Genomic DNA, 24,164 nt, shown 5'->3' with positions numbered 1-24,164 from the left:
ACAAGGGAGACATGGATATGGCAGCAGTGGACGGCGCCTATGATTGCGTCGCGAAGACGCCGATGGGCGACCAGAACGGCGTCTTCACCGTCATCAGCGCGGGGGATCGCTTCAATGGCACCTTTGCGGGCATGATGGGATCGCTCGACGTCAAGGACGGCAAGGTCGATGGCAACAAGCTGACGTGGAAGATGGAGATGACGCTGCCGATGCCGATGACGCTGGAATGCGAGGCGGACGTGAATGGCGATGCCATCACCGGCACGATGCAGCTTGGCGCGTTTGGCGCGGCGGGATTTTCGGGTACGCGGCGGGGCTGAGCCAGGGACAAGGGATGGTCCGGCGAGTGCCGGGCCATCGCAAAGTCAAGAGGGAGATGGCGAAGGGAAAGCACTTCTTGACAATGAAGATTAGTTAGCTATCTAACTGTTTATGCCGATACTGGAACGCCAGCGCGCGCTTTCGCGGACATTTTCGCCTGTGGCGCGCGGGTGGCGCAGTCTGGCGGACCGGACGCTGGCGGAAATCGGTATTTCCAATTCGGCGGGCTGGTGCTTGCTTCACCTCGACCGGCTGGGCCCGGAAGCGCGCCAGATCGATCTGGCGGAGGCGCTGGAAATCACCCAGCCATCGCTCGTCCGCACATTGCATCAGCTGGAGGCGGCGCGGCTGGTGGAGCGATCGCCCCATCCCGACGACCGGCGATCCAACCGGCTGGCGCTAACCCCGGCGGGACAGGAACTGGTCGGCGCCATCATGGAGAGGCTGGATATACTCCGCAACGCGCTGCTGGAGGGTGTGCCGGACAGCGATATAGATGTCGCCGTCCGCCTGATGGAACTGTTGGGACGGCGCATAGCGGAACGGCGCGCGGAGCCATGAAAGAGCGTTTCGGATGGCCAGCAGCCCTGTTCGGGCTGAAATGCTTTCTGGCGGGCACGCTGGCGCTCTATATATCGCTCAGCATCGGGCTGGAACGGCCCTATTGGGCATTCCTGACCAGCTATATCGTCGCCCAGCCGATGGCGGGCGCCGTCATTTCCAAGGCCGTGTTCCGCATCGTCGGCACGCTGGTCGGCGCGATGTTCGCTGTCGCGATCGTGCCGCCGCTGGCCAACGCGCCGGAACTGCTGTCGCTCGCCATGGCGTCATGGCTGGCGCTTTGCGTCTTCGTATCCGTGCTGGACCGCACGCCGCGATCCTACATGTTCGTGCTGGCGGGCTACACCACATGCCTGATCGTCTTCCCGGACGTCGACGCGCCCCAAGCCATTTTCACCGTCGCCGCGTTGCGTGTGCAGGAAATCGTGGTCGGCATCCTGTGCGGCAGTCTGGTCCATGGCGTCGTGCTGCCCGGTTCGATCACCGGTGTCCTGCTCAATCGGGTCCAGACGATCCTGCGCGATGCGGAACGCTGGTCGCACGACGCCATCGCCATCGAACCGGTCGCCGGGCTGGACACCGAGCGCCGGCGGCTGGCGCAGGATGTCACCGAATTGCACCAATTGTCGATCCACCTGCCTTTCGACATCAGCCGGCTGGCGCCGCGCGTCCGCACCGTGCGAGCGATGCAGGACCAACTGTCGCTGCTGCTGCCGCTGGGCGCTTCGGTGCAGGACCGGCTGGCGATGCTGAAGGCCGCACATGAAGGCGCCATTCCCGCGCAGGTCGACGCGCTGATCGGCGACACGCGCGAATGGCTCCAGTCGCCGGGAAACGACAGCACCACCCGCGCCACGCGGGCGCAGAGGCTGATCGACCGCTGCGCCATGCTGGAACCGGAAGCGAGGGCGGATATGCGCTGGGCCGACATGATGCGCCTCAGCCTCTATGCCCGGCTCGCCACGTTGATCGCCGTGCATCGCGACTGCCGCGACCTGTATGACCAGATGGCGACGCACAGGCGCGCGCCGGTGACGGCGCGGGTGGCCGAACTGCTGGAAGGACGCCGCAGCCGCGAACTGCATCTGGATTATACCGGCGCGCTGCGCGCCGCGTTCAGCGCATTCGTCACCGTGGTGCTGGGCTGTGCGCTGTGGATCGGCAGCGGATGGAAGGACGGGGGCACGGCGGTCATGCTGGCCGGGGTCTTTCTTGCGATCTTCGCGGCGATGGACAATCCGCTGGCCCCACTCAAGGGATTCCTGATCGGCACGATCGTGGCGTCGGCCCTTGGCGCGCTCTATGGCTATGCGATCATGCCCCGGCTCGACGGCTTTCCCATGCTGGTCATGGCCTATGCGCCGCCGCTGCTGTTGCTCGGTTCGCTGATGGCTTCGCCGCGATGGGCGGGCATTGCGTTGCCGACGCTGCTGGGCCTTGGCAATCCCGCGCTGTTGGCGGACCGCTATGTCAATGCCTTTGCCGCCTATGTGAACGGCGCCGTGGCGCAGATCGTCGGCATCTGGTTCGCGATCGTCATGGTGGGATTGTTGCAGTCGGCGGGTGTGGAGCGCGCGATCCGGCGGACCGTTCGCGCCGGCTGGATCGACATAGCCAATCGCGCCACGTTGATGAGTCCGCCCGACGTGCGCGGCTGGATCAACCGGATGCTGGATCGCATCGGGTTGCTTGCCACGCGTCTCGCGGCTGTCCGCAACCATAGCGGCAGGCCGCTCGACGACGCGCTGCGCGACCTGCGTACCGGCGTTTCCATCGGCGAGTTGCGGCAGTTGCGGCTGGACCTGCCGCCGGATCAGGGCGCGTCGCTGGGCAATGTGCTGGGCGGGGTCAGCCATTATTACCGGCGGCTCGATCCCGATGCGCCCGCGCCCCCCGCGCCCGATCTGCTGCATGACATCGACATGGCGCTGGGCGACCTTTCCGCCCATGGCCGGGCGTCGGTGCGGCGGGACGGCGTGCTGGCGCTGGTGAGCCTGCGCCGCACGCTGTTCCCGGACGCGGGCGGCTATCGGAGAGACATCGCATGACCGGAGAAATCGCCCTGGGCGGCGTCTACATGCCCACTTTGCTGCTGCTGGCGCTGATCGCGCTGATCCTGAGCTGGGCCGTGACCCGGCTGATCGGCGCCTTTGGCCTCTATCGTTTCCTTGCCTATCGGGCAGCGGTCGACCTCAGCATCTTCATCCTGATGCTGGGCGCGCTTGCGCTTATCGTCCCCACTCTTGGAATCCGTTTATGAACCGCTTGACCACGACGCTGATCCGCAGCGCCGCCACCATCATCCTTGTCATCGCCGCCGCGCTGATCGCCATCTGGATGTGGAATCATTATGAGCGCAGCCCGTGGACCCGCGATGGCCGCGTGCGCGCCGATGTGGTGCGGGTGACGCCGGATATTGGCGGGCTGGTGACGTCCGTGGCGGTGCGCGACAACCAGCGGGTGCAGGAAGGCGACCTGCTGTTCGTGATCGACCGGCCCCGATACGAACTGGCGCTCAGGCAGGCGGTGGCGCGGGTGGAAAGCGCGCAGGCGACGCTGGGGCAGGCACGGCGGGAAGCGCGGCGCGACATGGCGCTGGGCGATCTGGTCGCGGCGGAAGCGCATGAGCAGAATGTCGCCCGCGTGGCGACGGCGCAGGCGGCGCTGGCGGAGGCGATCACGGCGCGGGACGGCGCGGCGCTGGACCTGAAGCGCACGCAGGTGCGGGCGTCGGTCAATGGCGTCGTCACCAATCTGGACCTGCATCAGGGCGATTATGTGGCGGCGGGCAAGCAGGCGATGGCGCTGGTGGACAGGGACAGCCTGCGCGTCGAGGGCTATTTCGAGGAGACGAAATTGCCGCTCATCTGTCTGGGGGCGCCGGTGACGGTGCGGATGATGGGCGAGGAGCAGGACCTGCATGGGCGGGTCGAAAGCATCGCTTATGGCATCAACGATTCGACCCGATCGGATTCGGGCAATCTGTTGCCCAATGTGGAGCCGACTTTCTCCTGGGTGCGGCTGGCGCAGCGCATTCCGGTGCGGGTCAAGCTGACCCAGGTGCCCGCCGACATCAGCCTTATCACCGGGCGGACCGCGACGGTGACGGTGGAGCCCAAGGCGAAGGATGCCAAACCGGGGACGTGCCGCCATGCGTAAGCTGCTCGCGCCTCTGGCTGCGCTCGGATTGGCGGGCTGCGCCACGGCGGGGCCGGATTATCATGCGCCGGAACGGTCGGCGGCGACGGCGCCTGCCGCGCAGGGGGCTTTCCATGCGGGGGAGGGCGGGATGACCAGTCATGCGCCGCTGCCCGACCGTTGGTGGCGGCTTTATGACGATCCGAAGCTGGATGCGCTGGTGGAACAGGCGCTGGCGGCCAATGCCGACCTGCGCGTGGCCGACGCTAACCTGACGCGGGCGCAGGCGGTGCTGCGCGAGGCGCAGGCCGGGCGGACGATCGGCACAAGCGTGGAGGGCGGGGCGAGCCTGTCGCGGCCTTCGGGCACGGGGGAGAGCCTGCCGGGCGTGGTCGGCTATGATCTGGGGCTGAGCGCGTCCTATACGCTCGACCTCAACGGGCAGGTGCGGCGCGCGATCGAGGCGAGCAGCGCCGATGTGGAGGCGAGCGTGGCGGCGCGCGACACCGTGCGGACGAGCATCGCGGCGGCGGTGGCGCAGGCCTATGCACAGGTGTGCGCGGCCAATTATTCGCTGGGCGTCAACCGGCAGGTGGTGGCCTTGCAGCGCGATACGGCGGACGCGACGCGGCGGCTGTTCCGCGGCGGGCGGGGCACGGCCTTCGACGTCAGCCGGGCGGAGGCAGCGGTGGAAAGCAGCGCGGCGGCGCTCCCCGCGTTCGAGGCGCAGCGGCAGAACGGGTTGTATCTGCTCGCCACATTGCTGGGGCGGCCGCCTGCCGACTATCCCGCCGAGTTGGAAGGATGCGCGGCGTTGCCGGTGCTGGGGCAGCCCCTGCCGACGGGGGACGGGGCGGCGCTGATCCGGCGGCGGCCCGACATCAGGCAGGCGGAGCGCGCCATTGCGGGCGACACGGCGCGGCTGGGCGTGGCGATGGCGGACCTTTATCCCCATATCAGCATCGGCGGGTCGCTGGGGCTGTCGGGGCCGCTCAAGGATCTGGGCGGGGGCACGTCCTTCGGCATGGGCCTGGGGCCGCTCCTGTCGTGGAGCTTTCCCAACCGCCCGGTCGTGCGGGCGCGGATCGACCAGGCCGACGCGCAGGTGAAGGCGGACCTTGCCCGCTTCGACGGGACGGTGCTGGAGGCGCTGCGGCAGGCGGAGAGCGCGCTGGAAACCTATCGCCGGGACGCCGAGCGCGCCGCGGCGCTGGATGCGGCGCGGGACAGCGCGGCGGTGTCGGCCGGACAGGCGCAGCGGCTGTTCCGCTTCGGACGCGGGGATTTCCTGTCGCTGCTGGACGCGCAGCGGAGCCTGGCGGGCGCGGAAGCCGCGGCGGCGGCGGCGCGATCGCAACTGCTGCTGGATCAGGTCGCGATCTTCCTGGCGCTGGGCGGCGGCTGGGAGTGAGGGCCGACCTGCGCGAACCGGCTATCCCGAAACTTGCCCCGACACTGGATTGAGAAGAGTGGGCATGGCGTCGCCGGCCACCGCTGACAGGATGTTGTTCAGCGCCATATCGAACAAGGCGGTCAGGTTTTCCTGCGTATGCGCGATTTCGTGGCCGGTCAGTATCGCTTTGGGATGATGGCGCAGCGGGCTGTCCTTGGGCAGCGGCTCGACTTCGAACACATCCAGCGCGATGCCGCCCAGATGCCCGATGACCTCCAGATCGCAAAGAGCCGCTTCGTCGACGACGGCGCCGCGTGACAGGTTTATGAAGATGGCGCCCCTCTTCATGCTCAGCAGCCGTTTTTTGGTGAACAGTCCCTGCGTCTCCCCGGTCAAAGGGACAAGCGGCAGGACGATGTCGCTATTGGCAAGCAGGGTGTCGAGGTCGCACCGGATGACGCCGCCGCCCGGATGGGCGATGGGGCTGCGGCTAGAGACAAGGGTCCGGGCGCCCCATCCTTCGAGCCGCCCGACCAATGCGCGTGCTATGTTGCCGAACCCGATGATGCCTATCGTCTTGCCCTTGAGCATCCGGGCGGCGGGCGGGCCGGTGCGTATTGCCCCAAGGCGCAGGCGCGCCTGCGCTTCATGAATGTCGTAGAGGGACATCAGCATGAACAGGAACGCAGCTTCCGCCACGGTTTCAAAATTCTCGATCACATGGCCGTTTGCGACGGCGATGCCGCGCGCAGTCGCGGCGTCGATGTCGACCCCGTCAAAACCCAGCGAGGGCAGAATGATGGCGCGCAGCCGGGGAGCGAGATCCATGTCCCTGCGGTCGCAGGGCCTGGCAAACGCCACCAATATATCGGTATCCGCCCATTTGTCGTAATCGGATGGCCTGTCCAGATCGTATCGGCACGCGACATCCGCGCCGCCCTTCGGGATCGCCGCAGCCAGCTTTTCCAGAAATGGCCGGGCATTGTCCGGACCCGCGATCAGGATGTGCATCGGCTTTAACCCCTTCATTATCGACGGTGCAGACAATCAGCGCATGATCCGGCGGTCGATGGCAGCGCGTGTCAGCAATTGGCCCTGAGCGCCAAAATGCGCGATCCGTGCAAAATTGTCCTGAAAGGTCATCTCCTGTCATCCGCCGCCGTTCGCCGTTCTTCATTTTAGTGTCAGAACCGCCTCAACGGATCATTGTATCGGGAAGGATGAGGATGAGGATCAATGGCGAGGCATCGGCGCGGGCACTGGCAAGCAGATGACCGCCATGCCCGATGTCTATATTTATGACGCCGTTCGCACCCCGCGCGGCAAGGGGCGGCCCGATGGCGCGCTCCATGAGATTACTGCGCTTTCGCTTGCGGCGCAGGTCTTGCGGGCGATCCGCGACCGCAATGGGCTGGACACCGCGCTGGTGGACGATGTGATCATGGGCTGCGTCATGCCGGTCGGCGAACAGGGCAGCGACATTGCGCGGATCGCTGCCCTTGTCGCGGGCTATGACGAGCGCGTGCCGGGGGTGCAGGTCAATCGATTCTGTGCATCGGGACTGGAGGCGTGCAACATGGCGGCGGCCAAGGTCGCCATGGGCGAGGCGCGCCTTGCCGTTGGCGGTGGCGTCGAATCCATGTCGCGCGTCGCGCTGGCGGCTGACGGAGGCGCGATGATGGTTGACCCTGCCTTTGCCTTCGACCATTATTATGCGCCACAGGGCATCGGCGCGGACATGGTCGCGACGATTCATGGCTTTGGCCGCGAAGATGTCGATGCCTATGCGGTCGAGAGCCAGCGCCGCGCCGCATCGGCATGGCGCGATGGGCGGTTCGCGCGATCGGTCATGCCCGTGCTGGACCAGGCGGGCCTCATCCTCCTCGATCATGACGAACATATGCGCCCGCAGACCGATATGCAGTCCCTCGCCGGGTTGAAACCGGCCTTCGCGAAGATGGGAGAGCAGGGCTATGACGCCGTCGCGCAAGCCCGATATCCCGATATGGGGCCGATCAATCATGTCCATCATGGCGGCAATTCTTCGGGGATCGTCGATGGCGCCTCGGCGGTGCTGATCGGATCGAAGGCCGCGGGCGATGCCGCCGGTCTCAAACCGCGGGCACGGATATTGGGGACCGCATCTATCGGATCCGATCCGACGATCATGCTGACCGGGCCCGAATTCGTGACGCGCAAGCTGCTTGACCGGCTGGGCATGGCGCGTGACGACATCGATCTGTTCGAACTCAATGAAGCCTTTGCGGCGGTGGTGCTGCGCTACATCCAGGCGCTCGACATCGATCCGGCGAAGATCAACGTCAATGGTGGCGCGATCGCCATGGGGCATCCGCTGGGCGCCACCGGCGGCATGATACTGGGGACGATGGTGGATGAGCTGGAACGCTCCGGCAAGGAAACGGCGCTCATCAATCTGTGCGTCGGTGCGGGCATGGGCACTGCGATGGTCATCAGGCGCGTCTGACGGGAGGCGGAACATGGATAATTTCACATTGGACGTCGGTGCGGACGGCATTGCGATCGTCACCTTCGACATGCCGGGCCGGTCGATGAACATGATCAGCCATGCCGTGCAGCGAGATCTGGGCGCGCTGGCCGATACGATCCGCCGGGACAGGCGGATCATCGGCGCCATATTATGCTCCGGCAAGCCCAGCGGCTTTTGCGCGGGGGCGGATCTCAAGGAATTGCAGGCCGACATCGGGCGCTGGGGCGCGGCGGCAACGCAGGATGAATTGCGCGAGGCGTTGTTCGAGGCCAGCGATTTCAGCGGGCGCATCCGCGATCTCGAAACCGCCGGCAAGCCCCTGGTGGCAGTGATCGGCGGCGTGGCGTTGGGCGGCGGCCTGGAACTGGCGCTGGGGTGTCATTACCGGATCGCGATCGATGAGGACGGCTTGCGGCTGGGCCTGCCGGAAGCGACCCTTGGCCTGATGCCGGGCGCGGGCGGCACCCAGCGCCTGTTGCGGCTGGCGGGCATGAGCGCGGCGCTTCCCTATCTGCTGGATGGCAAGGCGATGCGCGTGGACGAGGCGCTGGCGCTTGGCGTGATCGATGAGAGCATGGAGCGCGGAAGGGCATTCGATCGGGCGCGGCAATGGATTGCCGAAGGCGGTCGCAATGCTGCGCCATGGGATGAGAAGGGCTATCGCCTGCCCGGGGGCGGACCGCACACAGGGGCGGGCTATGCGCTTTTTGGTCCGGCGATCGCTGCGCGGCGGGGGAACGAACGGCAGAACGATGCCGACGCCAATATCCTCAAGGCGGTCTATGAAGGATCGCAGGTGCCGATGGATGCGGGGCTGCGGATCGAGAGCCGGTATTTCTTCAATACGCTACGTGCCCCCGCCGCAGCCCGGAGGGTCGCGGCATTCCTGTCCCGCAACGCGAAGGCGCCTGCCGCCTGAATATCGATTGGCCCTAGCGCGGGATCGGCAATCGCATCAGCATGATCCCTGCCAGAATGAGGATCAGTCCGGCGATCTGCGGCGCCGTCAGTGACTGGCGAAAGGCAAGCCAGCCGATGAGCGCGAGCAGGGCAATCCCCACCCCGGACCACAGGGCGTAGGCCAGGCCCAGCGGGATCGTCCGCAAGGCCATGGACAGGCAATAAAAGGCCAGGACGTAGCCCGGGACCCCTATGGCGGCCGGGATGATGCGGATCACGGCGCTCGACCGCACGTTGCAACCTCGCCGCCCTCCATTATAGCTATCGCGACAAGCAGGTGCGCGGGTTGATCGTCGATCCGGTGTTCAGCCAGCTCGAACAGCTGGTGAATATCCCCAAGGCCAGGATCAACGGCTTCGAGCTGGAAATCACCGCCCGGCCGACCGAGGGGCTTACTGTCCGCAACGCCGTCACCTATGTCGATTCCAAGGTGTTCGATTTCACCGGCATCAACAATGAACGGGTGCTGGCGGACTATGCGGGCTCCGCGCGAACGTGCTGCTGAACAGCAAGACCAATGCGACGCTGGGCCATGCGCCGGCCTCCGTGATCCAGAGCTTCGCCACGCTTGACCTGCGCGCCGGAGTCAAGGCGCTGGACGATCGCTGGAGCTTCAGTATCTGGGGGCGCAATGTCACCAACAGCTATTACTGGACCAACGTTCGTCACGCAGGATGTGGTCGTGCGCTATGCGGCCAAGCCCGTGACCTATGGCGCGACGCTGAAGTTCACGTTCGACTGATCCCACGCATTTTGCCGGATATGGAGCCGCAGCCGGGCGCAACCGGCTGCGGCATTTTTATTTGCCCGGCGGCTGCATATATTTGCCTTTCGTCACGGCCCTCTTCATCATCGCCGGACACGGCAAAATCCGGGCGAGGAGAGTGATAGAGTGCAAACCGGTCTGTCGGCCTGGATTCTGGCGATCGTGAAGGCGCTTGAGGATGCGGGCGTCGATCCAGCCGCGTTGATGCACGAGATCAATATGGACGCGAGCCGTGTCGGCGACCTCAGCCACCGCTATTCGCAGGATCAGGTGACCAGCCTGTGGATCGCCGCCGTCGATGCGACCGGCGATCCCAATTTCGGTTTGAAAGTCGCGCGTCATATCCGTCCCTCGACCTTTCATGTCGTGGGCTATGCCATGTCGTGCAGCGCGACCTTGCGCCGTGCGGCCGAACGCTTCTCCCATTCCGCCAGACTGATTTCGGATTCGGCCGCGGTGTCGTTCCAGCGGGAGGATGAAGGCTATCGGCTGACGGTCGACCTCAATACGGGCGGTCGGCAGCCCATCTATCAGACGATCGACACGATGCTCGCCGGTTTCTTCCTGCTCTGCGAATGGATATTGTCCGCTCCGATCACCCCGGTCGAGGTGAGTTTTCGTCATCGCAAGCCCACGGATGACCAGGCCTATCGCGATGTTTTCCGTGGTCCCATCCGCTACGGCCAGCCGATCAACAGCATCCTCTTCCCGGTAGAGGTGCTGGAACGGCCCGTCCCGTCCGCCAACGAAGAACTGGCAACGATGCTGGACGAGATGACGGCCAAATATCTCGCCTTCCGCTTCTCCAGCCGTTTCTCCCGCAAGGTGCGCGATGCGCTGATCGGGCAGTTGCCCAATGGCGAACCCAGCAAGCAGGAAACCGCTCGCCTGCTCGCCATGACGGAGCGCACCCTGCTGCGCCGCCTGCGCGAGGAGAATACGACCTTTCAGGAGGTGCTGGATCGGCTGCGCGAGGAATTGGCCTATGATTATCTGCGCCGGCCGGACCTGACAGTCGAGAATATCGCCTATCTGCTGGGCTTTTCGAGCAGCAGCACCTTCTCCCGCGCCTTCATGCGCTGGACCGCGCAGCGGCCGAGCGTGTGGCGGGAAGGGCGGTCGATCGCGGAGCGCGGTCAGGTCGAGGACTGATCGGACGACGGACTTTTGGCACGATATGCCGGACCGCGTCACTCAAGGTCATCGCGCCCATGGTTGCTCGCCCTATTCTGTCGGAAACCGGCGACAAGGACCGGAAAACGGGAATGGGGATTATCATGGCATCCAGGGCACGCAGCGCGCCGGTCGATCGCCCGTCCCCCAACATTCCATCAACGGATGCCGCTCGGGTCGCAATGGCTCCCGACTCGTTGCGCTATGTGCGGTTTTGCCTCTGGATGGGGCCGGTTCTGCTTGTGCTTCTGGTCGTCTTTTTCGCCGTGCTTGGGCACAATATCCCCCCCTATTCGGCGGCGCTCCCGGCGGAGGAGATCGCCGCGCATTTCCGGCAGCACACCACGTCCGCGCGGATCGGCATGACTGGCATGATGGTGTCGGGCGTCCTCTATCTGGTGTGGGGCATGGGTATTGCGAAAGTGATGGAAGCGGCCGAGCGCGACAATGACCTGTTGTCCCGCCTGCAATTATGGGGCGCGGGCTTCACGACATTGGTGCTGGTATTTCCGCCCGCCTTCTGGCTGACCGCCGCCTTCCGGCCCGAAGCCGATGCCGCGATCCTCATGATGCTCTACGATGCGGGTTGGATCATGTTCGACATGGCCTTTTCGCTGACGATGCTGCAGGTCACGGCCTTCGCCATCTGTTTCCTCAACGACTGGCGCGCCGTGCCCCTTATTCCCAAGCCCGTTTCCTGGTTCGCGATCTGGGTAGCGGTCGTCTTCATGGGCTTTTGCTTCCTGCCCTTCTTCCCCGACGGTCCCTTTTCGCGCAGCGGCTTCTTCAATTATTGGGTGGAATTCTCCATCTTCTTCTGGGCGATGCTGATCCTGTCGATCTTCACGCTGCGCGCGCTGGCCCGCCTGCAACGGGAAGCCATGGAGCAACCTGTCCATGCGTGAAATGGCGCAGCATCGCTCCGGATCGGTTCCTGGCATATTGACCTTCATCGCTGCGGACACCGCGAATTTCATCCTGTTCTTCGGATATTTCATGGTCGAGCGCATGGCGCAGCCGGCGTTATTCGCGCGATCGGCGGCGATGCTCGATATCCGGCTGGGCCTGCTCAACACCGTCATCCTGATTACCAGCGGCTGGCTGGTGGCGTTGTCGGTCGAGGCGGCGCGAGCCGGGGAGATGGACAAGGTGCGGCGCCGCCTGCGGCTCGCGATCGGCGTCGGCCTGTGTTTCGGCGTCGTCAAGACCATCGAATATGCCGACAAGATGGCGCATGGTCTGACGCCGCAGACCGACGCCTTCTTCACTTTCTATTATGTGTTCACCGGCATTCATCTGCTGCATTATGGCATCGGCATCGCGCTGCTGGCGGCAACGCTCGTCCGGGCGCGGCGGATCGAAGCGGGCTTTGCCGGCTGGATCGAATCCTGCGCGCTCTTCTGGCACATGGTCGACCTGCTGTGGGTGTTTCTGTTCGCGATGCTCTATCTGCAGGGAGCCCTATGATGATGATGGCGTTACAGCGCGGGCCGACCGTCATCTGGTTGTTGTTGATGGCGGCGACGCTGGTGGGGGCGGGCAGCGCGGGCGCCGAAGGCTGGGGCTTTGCCCTCGTGATGCTGGCCGCGACGTTCAAGGCGCAGTTGATCGTGCGCTATTATATGGAAATGCACGCGGCTCCGCTGGCATGGAGGCTCGTCTTCGATGGGTTGGTCGGCCTGAGCGGCGCGATCATATTGGGATTGCACCTTCTGGCATAAGCCGGGCGTGCAGGGATCGCGCCCTCCTCAGTCAGCCGTCGACAGCGCCAGTTCAATGCCCTTGACCGATGTCCCGGTGCTCCAGCCGCCGTCGACCAGCAGGGTCTGGCCGGTGACATAGCTTGCATCGTCGCTCGCCATGAAATGGACGGCGGCGGCGAGTTCCTCGGGGCGGCCGATCCGGCCCAGCAGGGTAAAGACATTGGCGTTGCGCGCGACCATGTCGGGCGCTTCGTCCATTGCGAGCGGCGTGTCGATGATGCCGGGCGCGATGCAGTTCACACGGATGCCGCGCGGTCCATATTCGACCGCAGCGGTCTGGGTCAGCGAGATGATCCCTGCCTTGGTCGCGGCATATTCGCCCCATTGCAGGAAACCGCGCACCGCCGTGATCGACGATATGTTGACGATGGCTCCCCCGGCGGTCATGTGCGCCGCCGCATGCCTGATCCCGGCCTGCACGCCCAATATGTGCACGCGCCAGAAACGCTGCGACCTTGCCTCGTCCGCATCGGCCAAGGGCGCGGCGGCGGCGATGCCGGCATTGTTGACCATGATGTCCAATCCGCCAAAGCGTGTCACGGCCTCTTCGCAGAGGGCCGCCATCTCAGCGGGATTGCCGACGTCGGTTCGACGGAAGGCGCATCCCCATTGCTCCGCCAGAGCTTCGGCCCGCGGGCTGATATCGGCCACCAGCACCTGCGCGCCCGCCGCGCGAAAGCGTTGCACAATCGCTGCGCCGATGCCCGAACCGCCGCCGGTCACGATCGCGGCCTTGCCTGTCAGATCGAACATCAATGAAACTCCACTTCCACGGGCGCCTGCAGGCCCAGTTGCCGCATCAGCGCGGCCGTGTCCCAAAGGCTGCGTTCCAGCACGATCTTGCCATCCTTGAAGGCATGGATCGTCATGCCCTGCACCAGGGTGGTCTTGCCCTTCGCGGGCAGTCCCAGGAAATCGGAGGTATGATGGATTTCCCACGTCCATTCCAGGCAGCCGCCATGTTCGTCGCCATGATAGCGGGTGGCGTTGAAATAATGCCTGGACTTGTCAGGGTCGGCATTTTCGAACATCGTGAACCAGCGTCGCAGCTTTTCCCGGTCATTGTCGATGCGAACGCCGAAGTTCAGGTCCTCATATTCAAACTCTTGCGGGTAGTTGGCCATCAGCTCTTCCAGCCGATTGTCAAACTGTTCCAGCCAGTCCTGTTCCCATTCCAGGTTCATGTCCGCCTCCACGGCAAATGAAAAAACAGGCCCGGCGCATGGCCGGGCCCTGAGGGGGAGGATCAGAAATCGACGCGGGCTTCGAGACCATAGCTACGGGTCGGGCCGCGATAGTTGACGGTGAAGGTCGACAACAGCGGCACGACCTCCTGGAAATATTTCTTGTTGGTGATGTTGTCGCCATAGGCCGAAATTTCCCAGCCATTGGCGCTCTTGAGCGACAGGCGTGCCTTCAGCAGGGTCAGCGGATTGCGCTTGGTGCCGGCGAAATTGTCGACGTCCCACCAGATGGAGCCATAGCGGTTCATTTCGATCCGGGGCACCAGCGTCAACTGGTCGGTCAGGTCGATGACCTGGCTGGCGCCCAGGTTCAGCGTATATTTGAATGCGCCCGGCGCGACATTGCCGACCGCGGCCGGATTGCCTGCGAAGGCCGCGACCCGGCCGTGCGTATAGCCGTAGCCGCCGAACAGGTGCAGACCCATGGGCAATTGCGCGTCGAAGTCGATGTCGAAGCCCTTGAGTTTCACCTTGTCGATGCTGATCGTCGTCTGCAAACCGGCGGACGGCTGGAACTGGAATTGCTGCGCGCCGGAAATGTCGGTCTTGAAGACGGCGGCGTTGATCGACAGCCTGCGATCGAAGAAGCGCGCCTTCGCACCGATTTCATAGGAGGTCGAGACTTCCTTGTTGTAACCGTCCTGCACATAGATGTTGGCTGCATTGCCGCCCGCCGCATCGATCAGCGCCTGACGCGACCCGATGGGGTTGAAGCCGCCCGACTTGAAGCCCTTGCCATAGCTGGCATAGACGCTGGCCGTGGGCGCGATGTCATAGGACAGGCTGGCCTTGGGTTCGAACTGCTTGAACGTCCGCGACAATTTGCAGTCGTCGAACGCCGTGCCCTGCGCCACGCAATTATTGTAGCTGATGCCGGTCAGCGGATTGATCGCGGGAGAGGCCGCTTCGCGGATCGACCGCTTTTCCGTGTCGTAGCGGCCCGCAAGGTTGATGTGGAACTGATCGGTCACGTCGAACTGCAGGCTGGCGAAGGGCGCGTAGCTGGTCGTGCGATAGAGCGGATTGCTGTAGGAAACCGTGGTCGCCGGGTCGATCGTATCGCGATCGGCCGGCAGCGAGCCATTGGTGTCCAGTCCGATCTTGCTGGTCTGATCGCGCTCGAACCGCAGGATGTAGAAACCGACCTGCCAGCGGAAGCGATTGGCGCTGTCCGACGTCAGGCGCACTTCCTGAGAATAGTTGGTGTCTACATAGGTATATTGCTGCACCGTGCCGCCGCCCGCGAGTCCGGTGTCCTGCGGAATATAGGGCGGGGAATCGCTGCCGAAATATTGGTTCAGATGGTTATAGCTGGAAATGGACGTGATCTTCGCCCAGCCCATGTCATATTCCGCCTTGAAGGTCGCATCGATGAACTTCTCGCTGAATCCCCCGACGACGTTGGAGACGAACGGCATGTCGGTATTGTTCGCGTCCAGCGCGGTGCCGGGGAAGCCGCCGATCGGCAGGCCGACGAACTGCGCGTTATAGGCGCTGCCGCCGCCCTTGGAACGAAGCGCCGTCACCTTCAGGTCGGCGGTGAACGGCCCGTCATTGTCGTAGACGAGACGCGCGCGGCCACTGCTGTTCTGGAACCGCTGGACCTTCTCGCCAGTGGTCACGTTGGTGAATGGGCCGTCCGTATCGCGGAACGCGCCGGCGACGGAGAAACCCAGACCGGGCGCAAGCGGGCCGCTGACCGATGCGCTGGCGCGGGCCGTGTTGAAATTGCCATAGGCCGCGACGACATTCCCCTCGAACGTGTCGCCCGGCTTTTTCGTCGTGATGACGATGGCGCCGGCGGCGGCGTTGCGGCCGTAAAGGGCGCTCTGCGGCCCCTTCAGAACCTCGATCTGCTGGATGCCGAACAGGTCCTGGTTGAACGGCTTGACGCTCGACAGGGTGACGCCGTCGATGACGATCGCCACGTTCGGATCGGAATTGCGCACCGACGTCTGGCCGCGAATGTTGATATATGCCTCGCCCGCATTATCCTCGACGAAAGTGACGTTCGGCGTCGAAGCCAGGAAATCGGCGGGACGGGTGATGCCGCGTTCCGCGATCGCCGCTTCCGTGACGACGCTGACGGAAATGGGCACCTTGACCAGATTTTCGTTACGTTTGGTCGCGGTGACGACGATGTCGTCGAGTGTATTGCTGCTCCGCTGCGACTGCTGCGCGGGGGCAGCTTCCTGCGCGACCGCGGGCAGGGCAAAACCCGCCGATATCATGAGGCTTATAAGCGGCAGATTCCTGATACGTTTCATGGCGTCTCTCCTTCCCTGATAATTCGTCGCCGATTGACACGGCGTTTCTGTCGAACGTGATTTCAGAGTTGCCCTTTGAAGACAGCCATATCGCTTCGAAGAAAATGCCCCAGCGTGACAGGGGATGACCTAACGAGACAATAGATGAAAGCAGGCAATGGCGGATTTCTGCCATTTTGCGGTGCAGCATAACGGCGAATGGCGCAAAATGTCCGCGATTTTGGCACGAAAAGCAAATCGCGCGCCCGCTTGGCCATGGCCGCTTTTCGGTGCAGCCTTATCAATAGGCCAACGGCGCGCCGGATGAATTGCGCCGCAGGCGCGCACGGCAGGGGCGCCAGAAGAGGAGAGAGCAAATGAACAAGGATTGGGCGCAATATTGGATCGGCCTGTTCGCCGACGGCACCGATGAGCTGATGACGCTCTACAATCCGCAGTTTCAGTTCGAGGATGTCAATTTCGACCTTCGAATCAACAATGACCTCCCGGCGCTGCGCAAATTCTTCGAGGGCTTCGTCATCGAAGACCCGACCCAAAGCTATAACCGGTTCGACGTGTTCGATTATGTCGGCGACAATCGGCTGGGGTCCTTCCAGTGGACCTGGGAAACCAAACATGCCGGCGATTTCCTGGGCGTTCCCGCCAGGGGCAAGATCACAAAGACCCGCGGCGTCACCGTCATGGGGTGGGACGAAAATGGCAAGATCGTGTTGGAGCGCAGCATCTGGGATGCGGTTCCGGTCTTCCAGCAACTCGGCGTCGTCCCGGCGTTCAACACTGTTTCGGCGTGAGGCGGCATGACCTATAATCCGCTCGATCCGGCTGTCACCGCCAATCCCTATCCGCATTATGCCAGGCTGCGGGCCGAAGAACCGGTCAAATGGCTCGACATGATGCAGGGCTTCGCCGTTTCCCGCTGGGACGACGTCGAGGAAGTGTTGAGCGACGGCAAGACCTTTTCCTCCGCGCAATTCTGGCCGGCGTTGCTGGGCGAATATGATCCGGTGCCCGAAGTGCAGCCGATGATCTCGCTCGACCCGCCGGGCCATGTCCGCATCCGCAAGCTCGCCAACAAGGCGTTCGTGCCGAGCCGCGTCGGTGTGATGCAGGATCGCATCCGCAGCGTCACGCACGAACTGATCGACGCCATCTTCGCCAAACATGGCGCCGAAGGGACGTTCGATTTCGTCTGGGAATTTTCCGGCCTGTTTCCGGTCAGCGTCATCGCCGAAGTGCTGGGCGTCGACATCGCCCGGCGGGTGGACTTCAAGACCTGGGTGGACGATCTGCTCGCGGCCGGTAACCGCGCGGCCTATGGCCCCGAACGGCTTGCCGAGATCGAGCGCAGCTCGCAGGCCATCCGTGCCTATTTCGAGGAAGTCTATGACGAACGGGCCGCCAATCCCGGCCCCGACCTTATCAGCGGATTCATCCAGGCGGAGGTCAATGGCGAACGCCTGACCCGCAGCGAAGTGCTGAATATGGCGATCCTGCTGCTGATCGGCGGCGTGGAGACGACCACGAACCTGTTGGGCATCACCTTCGCTCACCTGAAGACCCATCCCGACATCGCGCAGGCGATCTGGGCCGATCCGGGCAAGATCCCGGCGTTGCTGGAGGAGATGCTGCGCTTCGACGGGCCGGTGCAGATGCTGTTCCGTCACACGACCTGCGATACGCGGCTGGCGGGCGTGGCCATTCCCAAAGGATCGCTGGTACTTCCGCTGCTCGGATCAGCCAATCATGACGAGCGCAAATTTGACCGATCCGAGGAACTGGTGCTGGACCGCAACCCCAAGGAGATCATGTCGTTCGGGCAGGGGCCGCATTTCTGCCTCGGCTCCTATCTGTCCCGCATGGAAGCGAAATCGGCGCTGGAAATCCTGACAGCCCGTTTCGAAAGAATCGAGGTGATCGGAGACACCGTGAAATGGTCCGATTCCTATTTCGCGCGTGGTCCCAAGACGCTGCCGGTCAGGTTCAAGGCACGATGAGCGGCGAGCCGTCGGCTGCTGGGGCGCCATCATCCATCCTGATCGACAAGCTTCGCGCCATATTGGGTGAGAGCGGCGTCCTGGCCGGCGCGGATGTTTCGAACCGCTATCCGGGTTATTTCATGGACAGGGTCGAAGCGGACATACTCCTGCGCCCGGAAACCACCGAGCAGGTGTCGCAGGTGATGGCGCTGTGCCACGCCGCCGACCAGCCGGTGGTCATCCAGGGCGGCATGTCCGGCTGGGTCCGCGCGACCCAGACGCGGCGGGGCGAGATCATCCTGTCGCTTGAACGCATGAACCGGATCGAGAGCGTCGATCCCGCCAACCGCACCGCCATCGTCCAGGCGGGCGTGATCCTGGAAAGCTTCCAGGACCATCTGGAACCCTATGGTCTCAGCTTCCCGCTCGATCTGGGTGGACGCGGTTCCTGCCAGCTGGGCGGCAATGCGGCCACCAATGCGGGCGGCATGAGGGTCATCCGCTATGGCATGATGCGTGAGCAGGTTCTGGGCATGGAGGTTGTGCTGGCCGATGGCCGGGTGCTGTCGTCGATGAACCGGATGATCAAGAATAACACCGGCTATGACCTGAAACAGCTGTTCATCGGCAGCGAGGGCACGCTGGGGGTCATCACCCGTCTGGTGCTGCGCCTGCGCGAGCGGCCGGTCAGCAGCAACACCGCGCTGGTCTGCGCCGACAGCTTCGACCGGATCGCCAAGTTGCTGCGCTATGTCGATGGCGCGCTCGGCGGACTGCTCAGCGCCTTCGAACTGGTCGACAACAGTTTCTACCGCGTCAACACCGGGGCCGGGCGCCATGCCGCGCCACTGGGGTCGGACAAGCCCTATTATGCGATGATCGAGGCGCTCGGTTCCGACCATGAGCGCGACCGCGACCTGTTCGAGGCGGTGCTGGCCGATGCAGCGGAAAAGGGCCTGTTCGACGACGCCATCGTCGCCCGCTCCGAAAAGGATCGCGATGCGATCTGGGGCATCCGCGAGGATCTGGAACATATCGTCCATGATTTCCAGCCCTTCTACGCTTTCGACGTAAGCCTGCCGGTCGGCGACATGGAAGCTTATATGGCGGAGGTCACCCGGCGGCTGAAAGCCATCTGGCCCGATGGCGGCATCGCCTTCCTGGGCCATGTCGGCGACGGCAATCTGCACATCGCCATTGGCGCTGGCGGAGCGGGCGATCGCGAACAGGTCGAAGCCTGCGTCTATGAACCGCTGCGGCCGATTGGCGGATCGGTGTCCGCGGAACATGGCATCGGTCTGGAAAAAAAGCCCTGGCTGTCGATCACGCGCAACCCGCTGGAGCGAGGGCTGATGCGCGACATCAAGCATATGCTCGATCCCAAGGGCATCCTCAATCCGGGCAAGATCTTCGCGGAGGAAGCGCCGTGAGCGGCAACCTTCGTTCCGGGCGGAAAGAGCCGAATATCCCCGGCTGTCACCTTTTGCACAGATATGGCGTCGCCCGCCCTGCCGTGGCGGAGCCCGATGCGTTAGGACAGGGGCAATGCCCCCGCGGACAAGGGGGCGCAAGGGAGTGGATATGATGAAAGTCGGTGAAATGTCGGAGCTGAGCGCGGAAAAGCCCCTCCGCGTGTCGCTGGGATCGGAAAAGATCCTGATATTCCTGGTGAACGGTGCACCCGTCGCCACGGCGGCGCGTTGCCCCCATGCCCATGGCCCGCTGCATCAGGGCGAACTGTGCGGCACGGTGCTGACCTGCCCCTGGCACGGCTGGAGCTTCGATCTGGTGACCGGCGAATGCGAGGAAGATCCCGACCTGCTGCTCCAGCGTTACGACGTGAAGGTGGACGGCAACGACATCCTCGTTTCCCAGGTCCCGGCATGACATGACTGGTCCCTCATTCGATTCCGCGCCCGGAACCCTGGCCCTGCACGGCTATCCGGTGAGCAATTATTTCAACACGGCGCGCGCTGCGTTGATCGAGAAAGGCGCGGACTTCACGATCGTTCCCACCCGCGCCAGCCAGGACGATGCTTTCCTGGCGGCGAGCGCGATGGGCAAGATCCCCTATCTGCGAACCCCCGCCGGTTGCATCGCGGAAACCATCGCCATCGTCGAATATATCGAAGATGTGGTGCCAGGTGTTCCCCTATATCCCGCCGATCCGTTCGAGCGGGCGCGTGCGCGGCAGATCATCAACATCGTGCAGCTTTATGTCGAGGCGCCATTGCGCTCGCTCTTTCCCGGCGTCTTCATGGGCGGCGTAAACGCGCCGGAGGCGATCGCGGCGGTCCGGCCTGTCGTGGAGCGCGCGATGGGCGCGCTTTCGCGTCTGATCGCGCCCGCGCCCTTCCTGATGGGCGCGCAGCTGACCCATGCCGACCTGTTCGCCTTTTATACGGTCGATTTGGGGGAGCGCGTCATGCGGTTCAGCTATGACGCCTCGCTGATCGATTCCGTTGCGGGCCTGCGTGACTGGCGCGATCGCCTGGCGATGCGCCCGTCCAGCCGCACTGTCCTTGCCGATTTTTACCCCGCCTTTGCTGCCTACCTCCACGACAAGGCGGCTGCCTGGCACGAGCCGGAGCCGAAAGAGACAACCCATGCGTGACGTGAAACTGGACGATAAATATACGATTGATGACGGCCGGGTGATCATGAGCGGCACCCATGCCTTGATCCGCGTGCCGCTGCTGCAGAAGGAAATCGACCAGCGCAACGGCCTCAACACCGGCGGTTTCATATCGGGCTATCGCGGCTCGCCGCTCGGGTCCTACGATATGGAATTGTGGCGGGCGAAGAAGCTGTTGGAAAGCCACGACATCCTGTTCCAGCCCGGCGTGAACGAGGATCTGGCCGCAACCGCGGTGTGGGGCACGCAGATGCTGGCCACCACGCCCGGCGCCAACAAGGATGGCGTCTTTGCCATCTGGTACGGCAAGGGGCCGGGCGTCGACCGGTCCGGCGATTCGTTCAAGCACGGCAATATTGCGGGCACGCACCCCCATGGCGGTGTGCTGATCGTCGCGGGCGACGATCATTCGGGCAAGTCTTCCACCGTCGCGCATCAAAGCGAGTTGGCGCTGATGCACGCGGGCATGCCGATCCTGGCACCGTCCAATGTGCAGGACGTTATCGACTTCGGCCTGCTGGGCATCGCGATGTCGCGCTATACCGGCCTTTATACGGGCTTCAAGCTGACCAACGAGACGCTGGAGCAGACCATGACGGTCGATATCCGCTCCGGCGATAATGGCCCGATCACGCCCGATCGCGGCGCGGCGCCTACCAACGGCTTTCACAATTATCCGACCCATCTCGATCGCATCGCATCGGAAACGGTGGTCAAGCGCTATCGCTGGCCGCTGATCGAGAAGTTCGTGCGCGCCAATCACATCGACCGCGTGCTGATCGACGCACCGGTCCGCAGGCTGGGTATCGTTTCGACCGGCAAGGCGGTGCAGGATGTGCGTCAGGCGTTGAAGCTGCTTGGCCTTGATGACGAAGCCGCCGCCGCGCTGGGCATCAGCGTCTACAAGCTTGGTTGCATGTATCCGGTGGAGCGGCAGGGCCTTGCCCAATTCGCCGCCGGCCAATCCGAACTCCTCTTCATCGAGGAAAAAGACCCGCTGACCGAGAATCAGGCCAAGGCGATCCTCTATGGCCGCCCCGATACGCCGCCCATCGTCGGCAAGCTGGACGAGGACGGCGTTTTCATGATCCCGTCCGACGAACAGCTCGAACCCGTGCAGCTCGCGCTCGTCATCGCCGAACGCCTGCGCCGGCTGGGTGCCGGGAACGCAGCACTGACAGAGCGCGCCGAACGCCTGTCGCGCCAGATGGAGACGATCGCTGCGCTCAAGCCCGTCGATGCGGCGCGCTCCCCCTATTTCTGTTCGGGCTGCCCGCACAATACCGGCACGCGTTTTCCCGAAGGCTCGATCGCGGCGGGCGGCATCGGTTGCCATGCCATGGCGATGTATTCCGGGCCGGAAATGCTGCCCAACACGCAGATGGGCGGGGAAGGGGCCCATTGGTACAGCCTCGCCTACTTCAGCGACATGAACCATATCTTCCAGAATATGGGCGACGGCACCTATTATCATAGCGGTCTGCTTGCGGTGCGCGGGGCGGTCGCGGCGAAGGTCAACATGACCTTCAAGATCCTGTTCAACGATGCCGTCGCCATGACCGGCGGCCAGCCGGTCGACGGGCCGCTGACGCCCGGCGACATCACGCGTCAGGTGCTGGCCGAAGGCGTGGTGCGCTGCGTCGTCGTCACCGACCGTCCCGACCTCTATGGCGCGCATAGCGGGCTGGGGGAGGGCGTGACCGTCCACCACCGCGACACCTATGACGCCGTGCAGAAGGAACTGCGCGATGTGCCCGGCGTCACCGTCATCGTCTATGAACAGACCTGTGCGGCGGAAAAGCGCCGCCGCCGCAAGCGCGGCAAGTTTCCCGATCCCGCCAAGCGGATGTTCATCAACGCGGCGGTGTGCGAAGGCTGCGGCGACTGTTCGGTCCAGTCCAATTGCGTGAGTGTCTGGCCCAAGGAAACCGAGCTTGGCCGCAAGCGGCAGATCGACCAGTCGAACTGCAACAAGGATTATAGCTGCGTAAAGGGTTTCTGCCCCAGCTTCGTCACCGTCCTCGACGCCGAGCCGCGCAAGCCCCAAAAGGCGCAGCTGGACGGCGAGGCGGACATGGCGCTGCCCGATCCGGCGATCGTTCCGCTGCATGACGGCGCCTATAACATCATGATTTCTGGCATAGGCGGCACCGGCGTCGTCACCATCGGCGCGCTGCTCGCCATGGCGGCGCATCTGGAGGGCAAGTCGACATCGGTGTTCGACATGACCGGCCTTAGCCAGAAGAATGGCGCTGTGTTCAGCCATTTGCGCATCGCTGAACGGAATGACGACCTTGGCGCGCAGAAACTGGGCATCGGCGAGGCGGACCTGGCGCTGGCCTTCGACGCGGTCGCGGGGCTGGCCAAGGAACCGGCGATCACATTGTCGGCCGATCGCACGAGGGTGGTCGTCAACGCGCGTGTCACGCCGACGCCAGCCTTCCAGCGCAATCCCGACCTGACGCTGGACCAGGGGCTGCTCGTCCGTCGCCTTAAGAAGATGTCGGCCGACCTGCATGGCGTGGACGCCACCGGCCTTGGCCTGGCGCTGTTGGGCGACACCATCGCTGCGAACCTCTTCATGCTCGGCTATGCGAGCCAGCTCGGTCTGCTGCCCGTCTCTCCGCAAGCCATTGAACGCGCGGTGGAGATCAACGGCGTCGCCGTCCCCTTCAACAAGGCCGCCTTCGCCCTTGGCCGCTTGCAGGCGATCGATCCGGCCCGCATCGAAAAAGCGGTGGTCAGCCATGTGCAGGAACTGGACTTCATCCCGCTCACGAAGCTGGAAGACATTGTCGCCCATCGCACGCAGCTTTTGACCGATTATCAGAACGCCGCATGGGCGCAGCGTTACCGCGATCTGGTCGATATCGTGGCGAAGGCGGAATCGCTGGCGACGCCGGGCAAGGATGAACTGTCCGTCATGGTGGCGCGCAACTTCGCCAAGCTCATGGCCTATAAGGACGAATATGAGGTCGCCCGCCTGCATGCCGACCCGGCGTTCAGGCAGCAGCTCAAGGATGCGTTCGAGGACGGCGCGAAGCTGCGCTACAATCTGGCTCCGCCGCTTTTTTCCAGGCGCGACGCGGACGGGCACCTGATCAAGCGGGAATTCGGCTCGTGGATGGGTAAGGCCTTCACCTTTCTCGCGCGCTTCAAGGGGTTGCGCGGCACCGCCTTCGACATTTTCGGCTATACGCAGGAGCGCAAGATGGAGCGCGGCCTGATCGACCATTATGAAGCGCAGATGCTCATGGTGGCGCGCCGCCTGACGCCGGCTAATTATGCCGCCGCTGTCGAGCTTGCCTCGCTGCCGGGGCAGATTCGCGGCTACGGCCATGTGAAGGAAGCCAATGTCGAGAAGGTGCGCGCGCTGGAACCCATGATCCTCAAGAAATTCGAGGATGCGGCCATCCTCGCTGCCGGTGCTCCCGCGCCGCTGCTCCAGAACGCCTGAC

25 protein-coding genes are annotated in these 24,164 nt (G+C 63.9%); 20 read left to right on the top strand and 5 right to left on the bottom strand.

Going from position 1 to position 24,164, the window contains the following annotated elements; all coding sequences use genetic code 11:
• The first annotated feature begins 17 nt into the window (after nucleotides 1–17).
• The 6 genes from LDB26_RS17295 (at nucleotide 18) to LDB26_RS17270 (ending at nucleotide 5,431) form a co-directional block, all read left to right on the top strand.
• A complete protein-coding gene (locus LDB26_RS17295) occupies nucleotides 18–320 on the top strand; it encodes a hypothetical protein (protein ID WP_062068343.1) in 303 nt (100 codons plus the stop codon).
• Nucleotides 321–432: 112 nt separating this feature from the next.
• Nucleotides 433–882, top strand: coding sequence for a MarR family winged helix-turn-helix transcriptional regulator (locus LDB26_RS17290; RefSeq protein ID WP_062062075.1), 450 nt, complete (start codon nucleotides 433–435; stop codon nucleotides 880–882).
• Entirely contained in the window at nucleotides 879–2,930 is a 2,052-nt protein-coding gene (locus tag LDB26_RS17285; RefSeq protein ID WP_257539346.1) for an FUSC family protein, read from the top strand. The genes LDB26_RS17290 and LDB26_RS17285 overlap by 4 nt, the downstream gene beginning before the upstream one ends.
• Entirely contained in the window at nucleotides 2,927–3,142 is a 216-nt protein-coding gene (locus tag LDB26_RS17280; protein ID WP_062062070.1) for a DUF1656 domain-containing protein, read from the top strand. The genes LDB26_RS17285 and LDB26_RS17280 overlap by 4 nt, the downstream gene beginning before the upstream one ends.
• Nucleotides 3,139–4,041, top strand: a complete 903-nt coding sequence (locus LDB26_RS17275) for an efflux RND transporter periplasmic adaptor subunit (protein WP_257539343.1) — start codon at nucleotides 3,139–3,141, stop codon at nucleotides 4,039–4,041. Before LDB26_RS17280 ends, LDB26_RS17275 begins: the two co-directional genes overlap by 4 nt.
• Nucleotides 4,034–5,431, top strand: coding sequence for an efflux transporter outer membrane subunit (locus LDB26_RS17270; protein ID WP_257539341.1), 1,398 nt, complete (start codon nucleotides 4,034–4,036; stop codon nucleotides 5,429–5,431). Before LDB26_RS17275 ends, LDB26_RS17270 begins: the two co-directional genes overlap by 8 nt.
• Before the next feature lie 21 nt (nucleotides 5,432–5,452).
• Here the strand turns inward: LDB26_RS17270 and LDB26_RS17265 are convergent, their stop codons facing one another.
• On the bottom strand, nucleotides 5,453–6,424 hold the full coding sequence (locus LDB26_RS17265; protein ID WP_257539339.1) for an NAD(P)-dependent oxidoreductase: 972 nt from the start codon (nucleotides 6,422–6,424) through the stop codon (nucleotides 5,453–5,455).
• Nucleotides 6,425–6,692: 268 nt separating this feature from the next.
• On the opposite strand from LDB26_RS17265, the gene LDB26_RS17260 reads away from it, so the two are divergent.
• On the top strand, nucleotides 6,693–7,898 hold the full coding sequence (locus LDB26_RS17260; RefSeq protein ID WP_257539337.1) for an acetyl-CoA C-acetyltransferase: 1,206 nt from the start codon (nucleotides 6,693–6,695) through the stop codon (nucleotides 7,896–7,898).
• A 13-nt stretch (nucleotides 7,899–7,911) separates the two neighbouring features.
• Nucleotides 7,912–8,841, top strand: a complete 930-nt coding sequence (locus LDB26_RS17255; RefSeq protein ID WP_257539335.1) for an enoyl-CoA hydratase-related protein — start codon at nucleotides 7,912–7,914, stop codon at nucleotides 8,839–8,841.
• A 13-nt stretch (nucleotides 8,842–8,854) separates the two neighbouring features.
• Here the strand turns inward: LDB26_RS17255 and LDB26_RS17250 are convergent, their stop codons facing one another.
• Nucleotides 8,855–9,100, bottom strand: coding sequence for a multidrug efflux SMR transporter (locus LDB26_RS17250; protein WP_257539332.1), 246 nt, complete (start codon nucleotides 9,098–9,100; stop codon nucleotides 8,855–8,857).
• A gap of 68 nt (nucleotides 9,101–9,168) precedes the next feature.
• Here LDB26_RS17250 and LDB26_RS17245 point away from each other — a divergent pair, with 68 nt between their 5' ends.
• The 6 genes from LDB26_RS17245 to LDB26_RS17220 all read left to right on the top strand — a co-directional run bounded on the left by LDB26_RS17245 (nucleotide 9,169) and on the right by LDB26_RS17220 (nucleotide 12,542).
• A complete protein-coding gene (locus LDB26_RS17245) occupies nucleotides 9,169–9,387 on the top strand; it encodes a TonB-dependent receptor (protein ID WP_257539330.1) in 219 nt (72 codons plus the stop codon).
• The gene (locus LDB26_RS17240) at nucleotides 9,378–9,770 is read left to right on the top strand and encodes a hypothetical protein (RefSeq protein ID WP_257539328.1); all 393 of its coding nucleotides are present in this window, start codon (nucleotides 9,378–9,380) and stop codon (nucleotides 9,768–9,770) included. Before LDB26_RS17245 ends, LDB26_RS17240 begins: the two co-directional genes overlap by 10 nt.
• A gap of 4 nt (nucleotides 9,771–9,774) precedes the next feature.
• Nucleotides 9,775–10,800 (top strand): AraC family transcriptional regulator, encoded by a 1,026-nt coding sequence (locus tag LDB26_RS17235; protein WP_062062050.1) that lies wholly within the window; start codon nucleotides 9,775–9,777, stop codon nucleotides 10,798–10,800.
• A 125-nt stretch (nucleotides 10,801–10,925) separates the two neighbouring features.
• Nucleotides 10,926–11,726: a hypothetical protein gene (locus LDB26_RS17230; protein ID WP_156415208.1), complete on the top strand. Its 801-nt coding sequence runs from the start codon at nucleotides 10,926–10,928 to the stop codon at nucleotides 11,724–11,726.
• Nucleotides 11,719–12,288 (top strand): cytochrome c oxidase subunit 3, encoded by a 570-nt coding sequence (locus LDB26_RS17225; protein WP_257539327.1) that lies wholly within the window; start codon nucleotides 11,719–11,721, stop codon nucleotides 12,286–12,288. The genes LDB26_RS17230 and LDB26_RS17225 overlap by 8 nt, the downstream gene beginning before the upstream one ends.
• Nucleotides 12,285–12,542 (top strand): cytochrome C oxidase subunit IV family protein, encoded by a 258-nt coding sequence (locus LDB26_RS17220; protein ID WP_062062044.1) that lies wholly within the window; start codon nucleotides 12,285–12,287, stop codon nucleotides 12,540–12,542. The genes LDB26_RS17225 and LDB26_RS17220 overlap by 4 nt, the downstream gene beginning before the upstream one ends.
• Before the next feature lie 27 nt (nucleotides 12,543–12,569).
• Here LDB26_RS17220 and LDB26_RS17215 read toward each other — a convergent pair whose 3' ends face one another.
• From LDB26_RS17215 to LDB26_RS17205, 3 genes are all read right to left on the bottom strand, one after another.
• Nucleotides 12,570–13,337 carry an SDR family NAD(P)-dependent oxidoreductase gene (locus LDB26_RS17215; RefSeq protein WP_062062040.1) on the bottom strand — a complete coding sequence of 256 codons (768 nt, stop codon included), beginning with the start codon at nucleotides 13,335–13,337 and terminating at the stop codon, nucleotides 12,570–12,572.
• Nucleotides 13,337–13,768: an ester cyclase gene (locus LDB26_RS17210; protein WP_257539326.1), complete on the bottom strand. Its 432-nt coding sequence runs from the start codon at nucleotides 13,766–13,768 to the stop codon at nucleotides 13,337–13,339. Before LDB26_RS17210 ends, LDB26_RS17215 begins: the two co-directional genes overlap by 1 nt.
• A 62-nt stretch (nucleotides 13,769–13,830) precedes the next feature.
• Nucleotides 13,831–16,095: a TonB-dependent receptor gene (locus tag LDB26_RS17205; protein WP_062062034.1), complete on the bottom strand. Its 2,265-nt coding sequence runs from the start codon at nucleotides 16,093–16,095 to the stop codon at nucleotides 13,831–13,833.
• A gap of 356 nt (nucleotides 16,096–16,451) precedes the next feature.
• Here LDB26_RS17205 and LDB26_RS17200 point away from each other — a divergent pair, with 356 nt between their 5' ends.
• From LDB26_RS17200 to LDB26_RS17175, 6 genes are all read left to right on the top strand, one after another.
• Nucleotides 16,452–16,886, top strand: a complete 435-nt coding sequence (locus LDB26_RS17200; protein ID WP_062062031.1) for an ester cyclase — start codon at nucleotides 16,452–16,454, stop codon at nucleotides 16,884–16,886.
• Between the two features lie 6 nt (nucleotides 16,887–16,892).
• On the top strand, nucleotides 16,893–18,089 hold the full coding sequence (locus LDB26_RS17195; protein WP_062062028.1) for a cytochrome P450: 1,197 nt from the start codon (nucleotides 16,893–16,895) through the stop codon (nucleotides 18,087–18,089).
• Nucleotides 18,086–19,501 carry an FAD-binding oxidoreductase gene (locus LDB26_RS17190; RefSeq protein ID WP_257539325.1) on the top strand — a complete coding sequence of 472 codons (1,416 nt, stop codon included), beginning with the start codon at nucleotides 18,086–18,088 and terminating at the stop codon, nucleotides 19,499–19,501. Before LDB26_RS17195 ends, LDB26_RS17190 begins: the two co-directional genes overlap by 4 nt.
• Before the next feature lie 151 nt (nucleotides 19,502–19,652).
• Nucleotides 19,653–19,958, top strand: coding sequence for a Rieske (2Fe-2S) protein (locus LDB26_RS17185; RefSeq protein WP_062062022.1), 306 nt, complete (start codon nucleotides 19,653–19,655; stop codon nucleotides 19,956–19,958).
• Between the two features lies 1 nt (nucleotide 19,959).
• Nucleotides 19,960–20,685 (top strand): glutathione S-transferase family protein, encoded by a 726-nt coding sequence (locus tag LDB26_RS17180; RefSeq protein ID WP_062062019.1) that lies wholly within the window; start codon nucleotides 19,960–19,962, stop codon nucleotides 20,683–20,685.
• A complete protein-coding gene (locus LDB26_RS17175; RefSeq protein WP_257539324.1) occupies nucleotides 20,678–24,163 on the top strand; it encodes an indolepyruvate ferredoxin oxidoreductase family protein in 3,486 nt (1,161 codons plus the stop codon). Before LDB26_RS17180 ends, LDB26_RS17175 begins: the two co-directional genes overlap by 8 nt.
• The last annotated feature ends 1 nt before the right edge of the window (nucleotide 24,164 follow it).

This window comes from Sphingobium sp. CFD-1, from assembly GCF_024611115.1.
Classification (GTDB): Bacteria; Pseudomonadota; Alphaproteobacteria; order Sphingomonadales; family Sphingomonadaceae; genus Sphingobium; species Sphingobium baderi_A.
The sequence above is the reverse complement of the archived record's forward strand: the minus strand, read 5'-3'. Positions and strand labels throughout refer to the sequence as shown.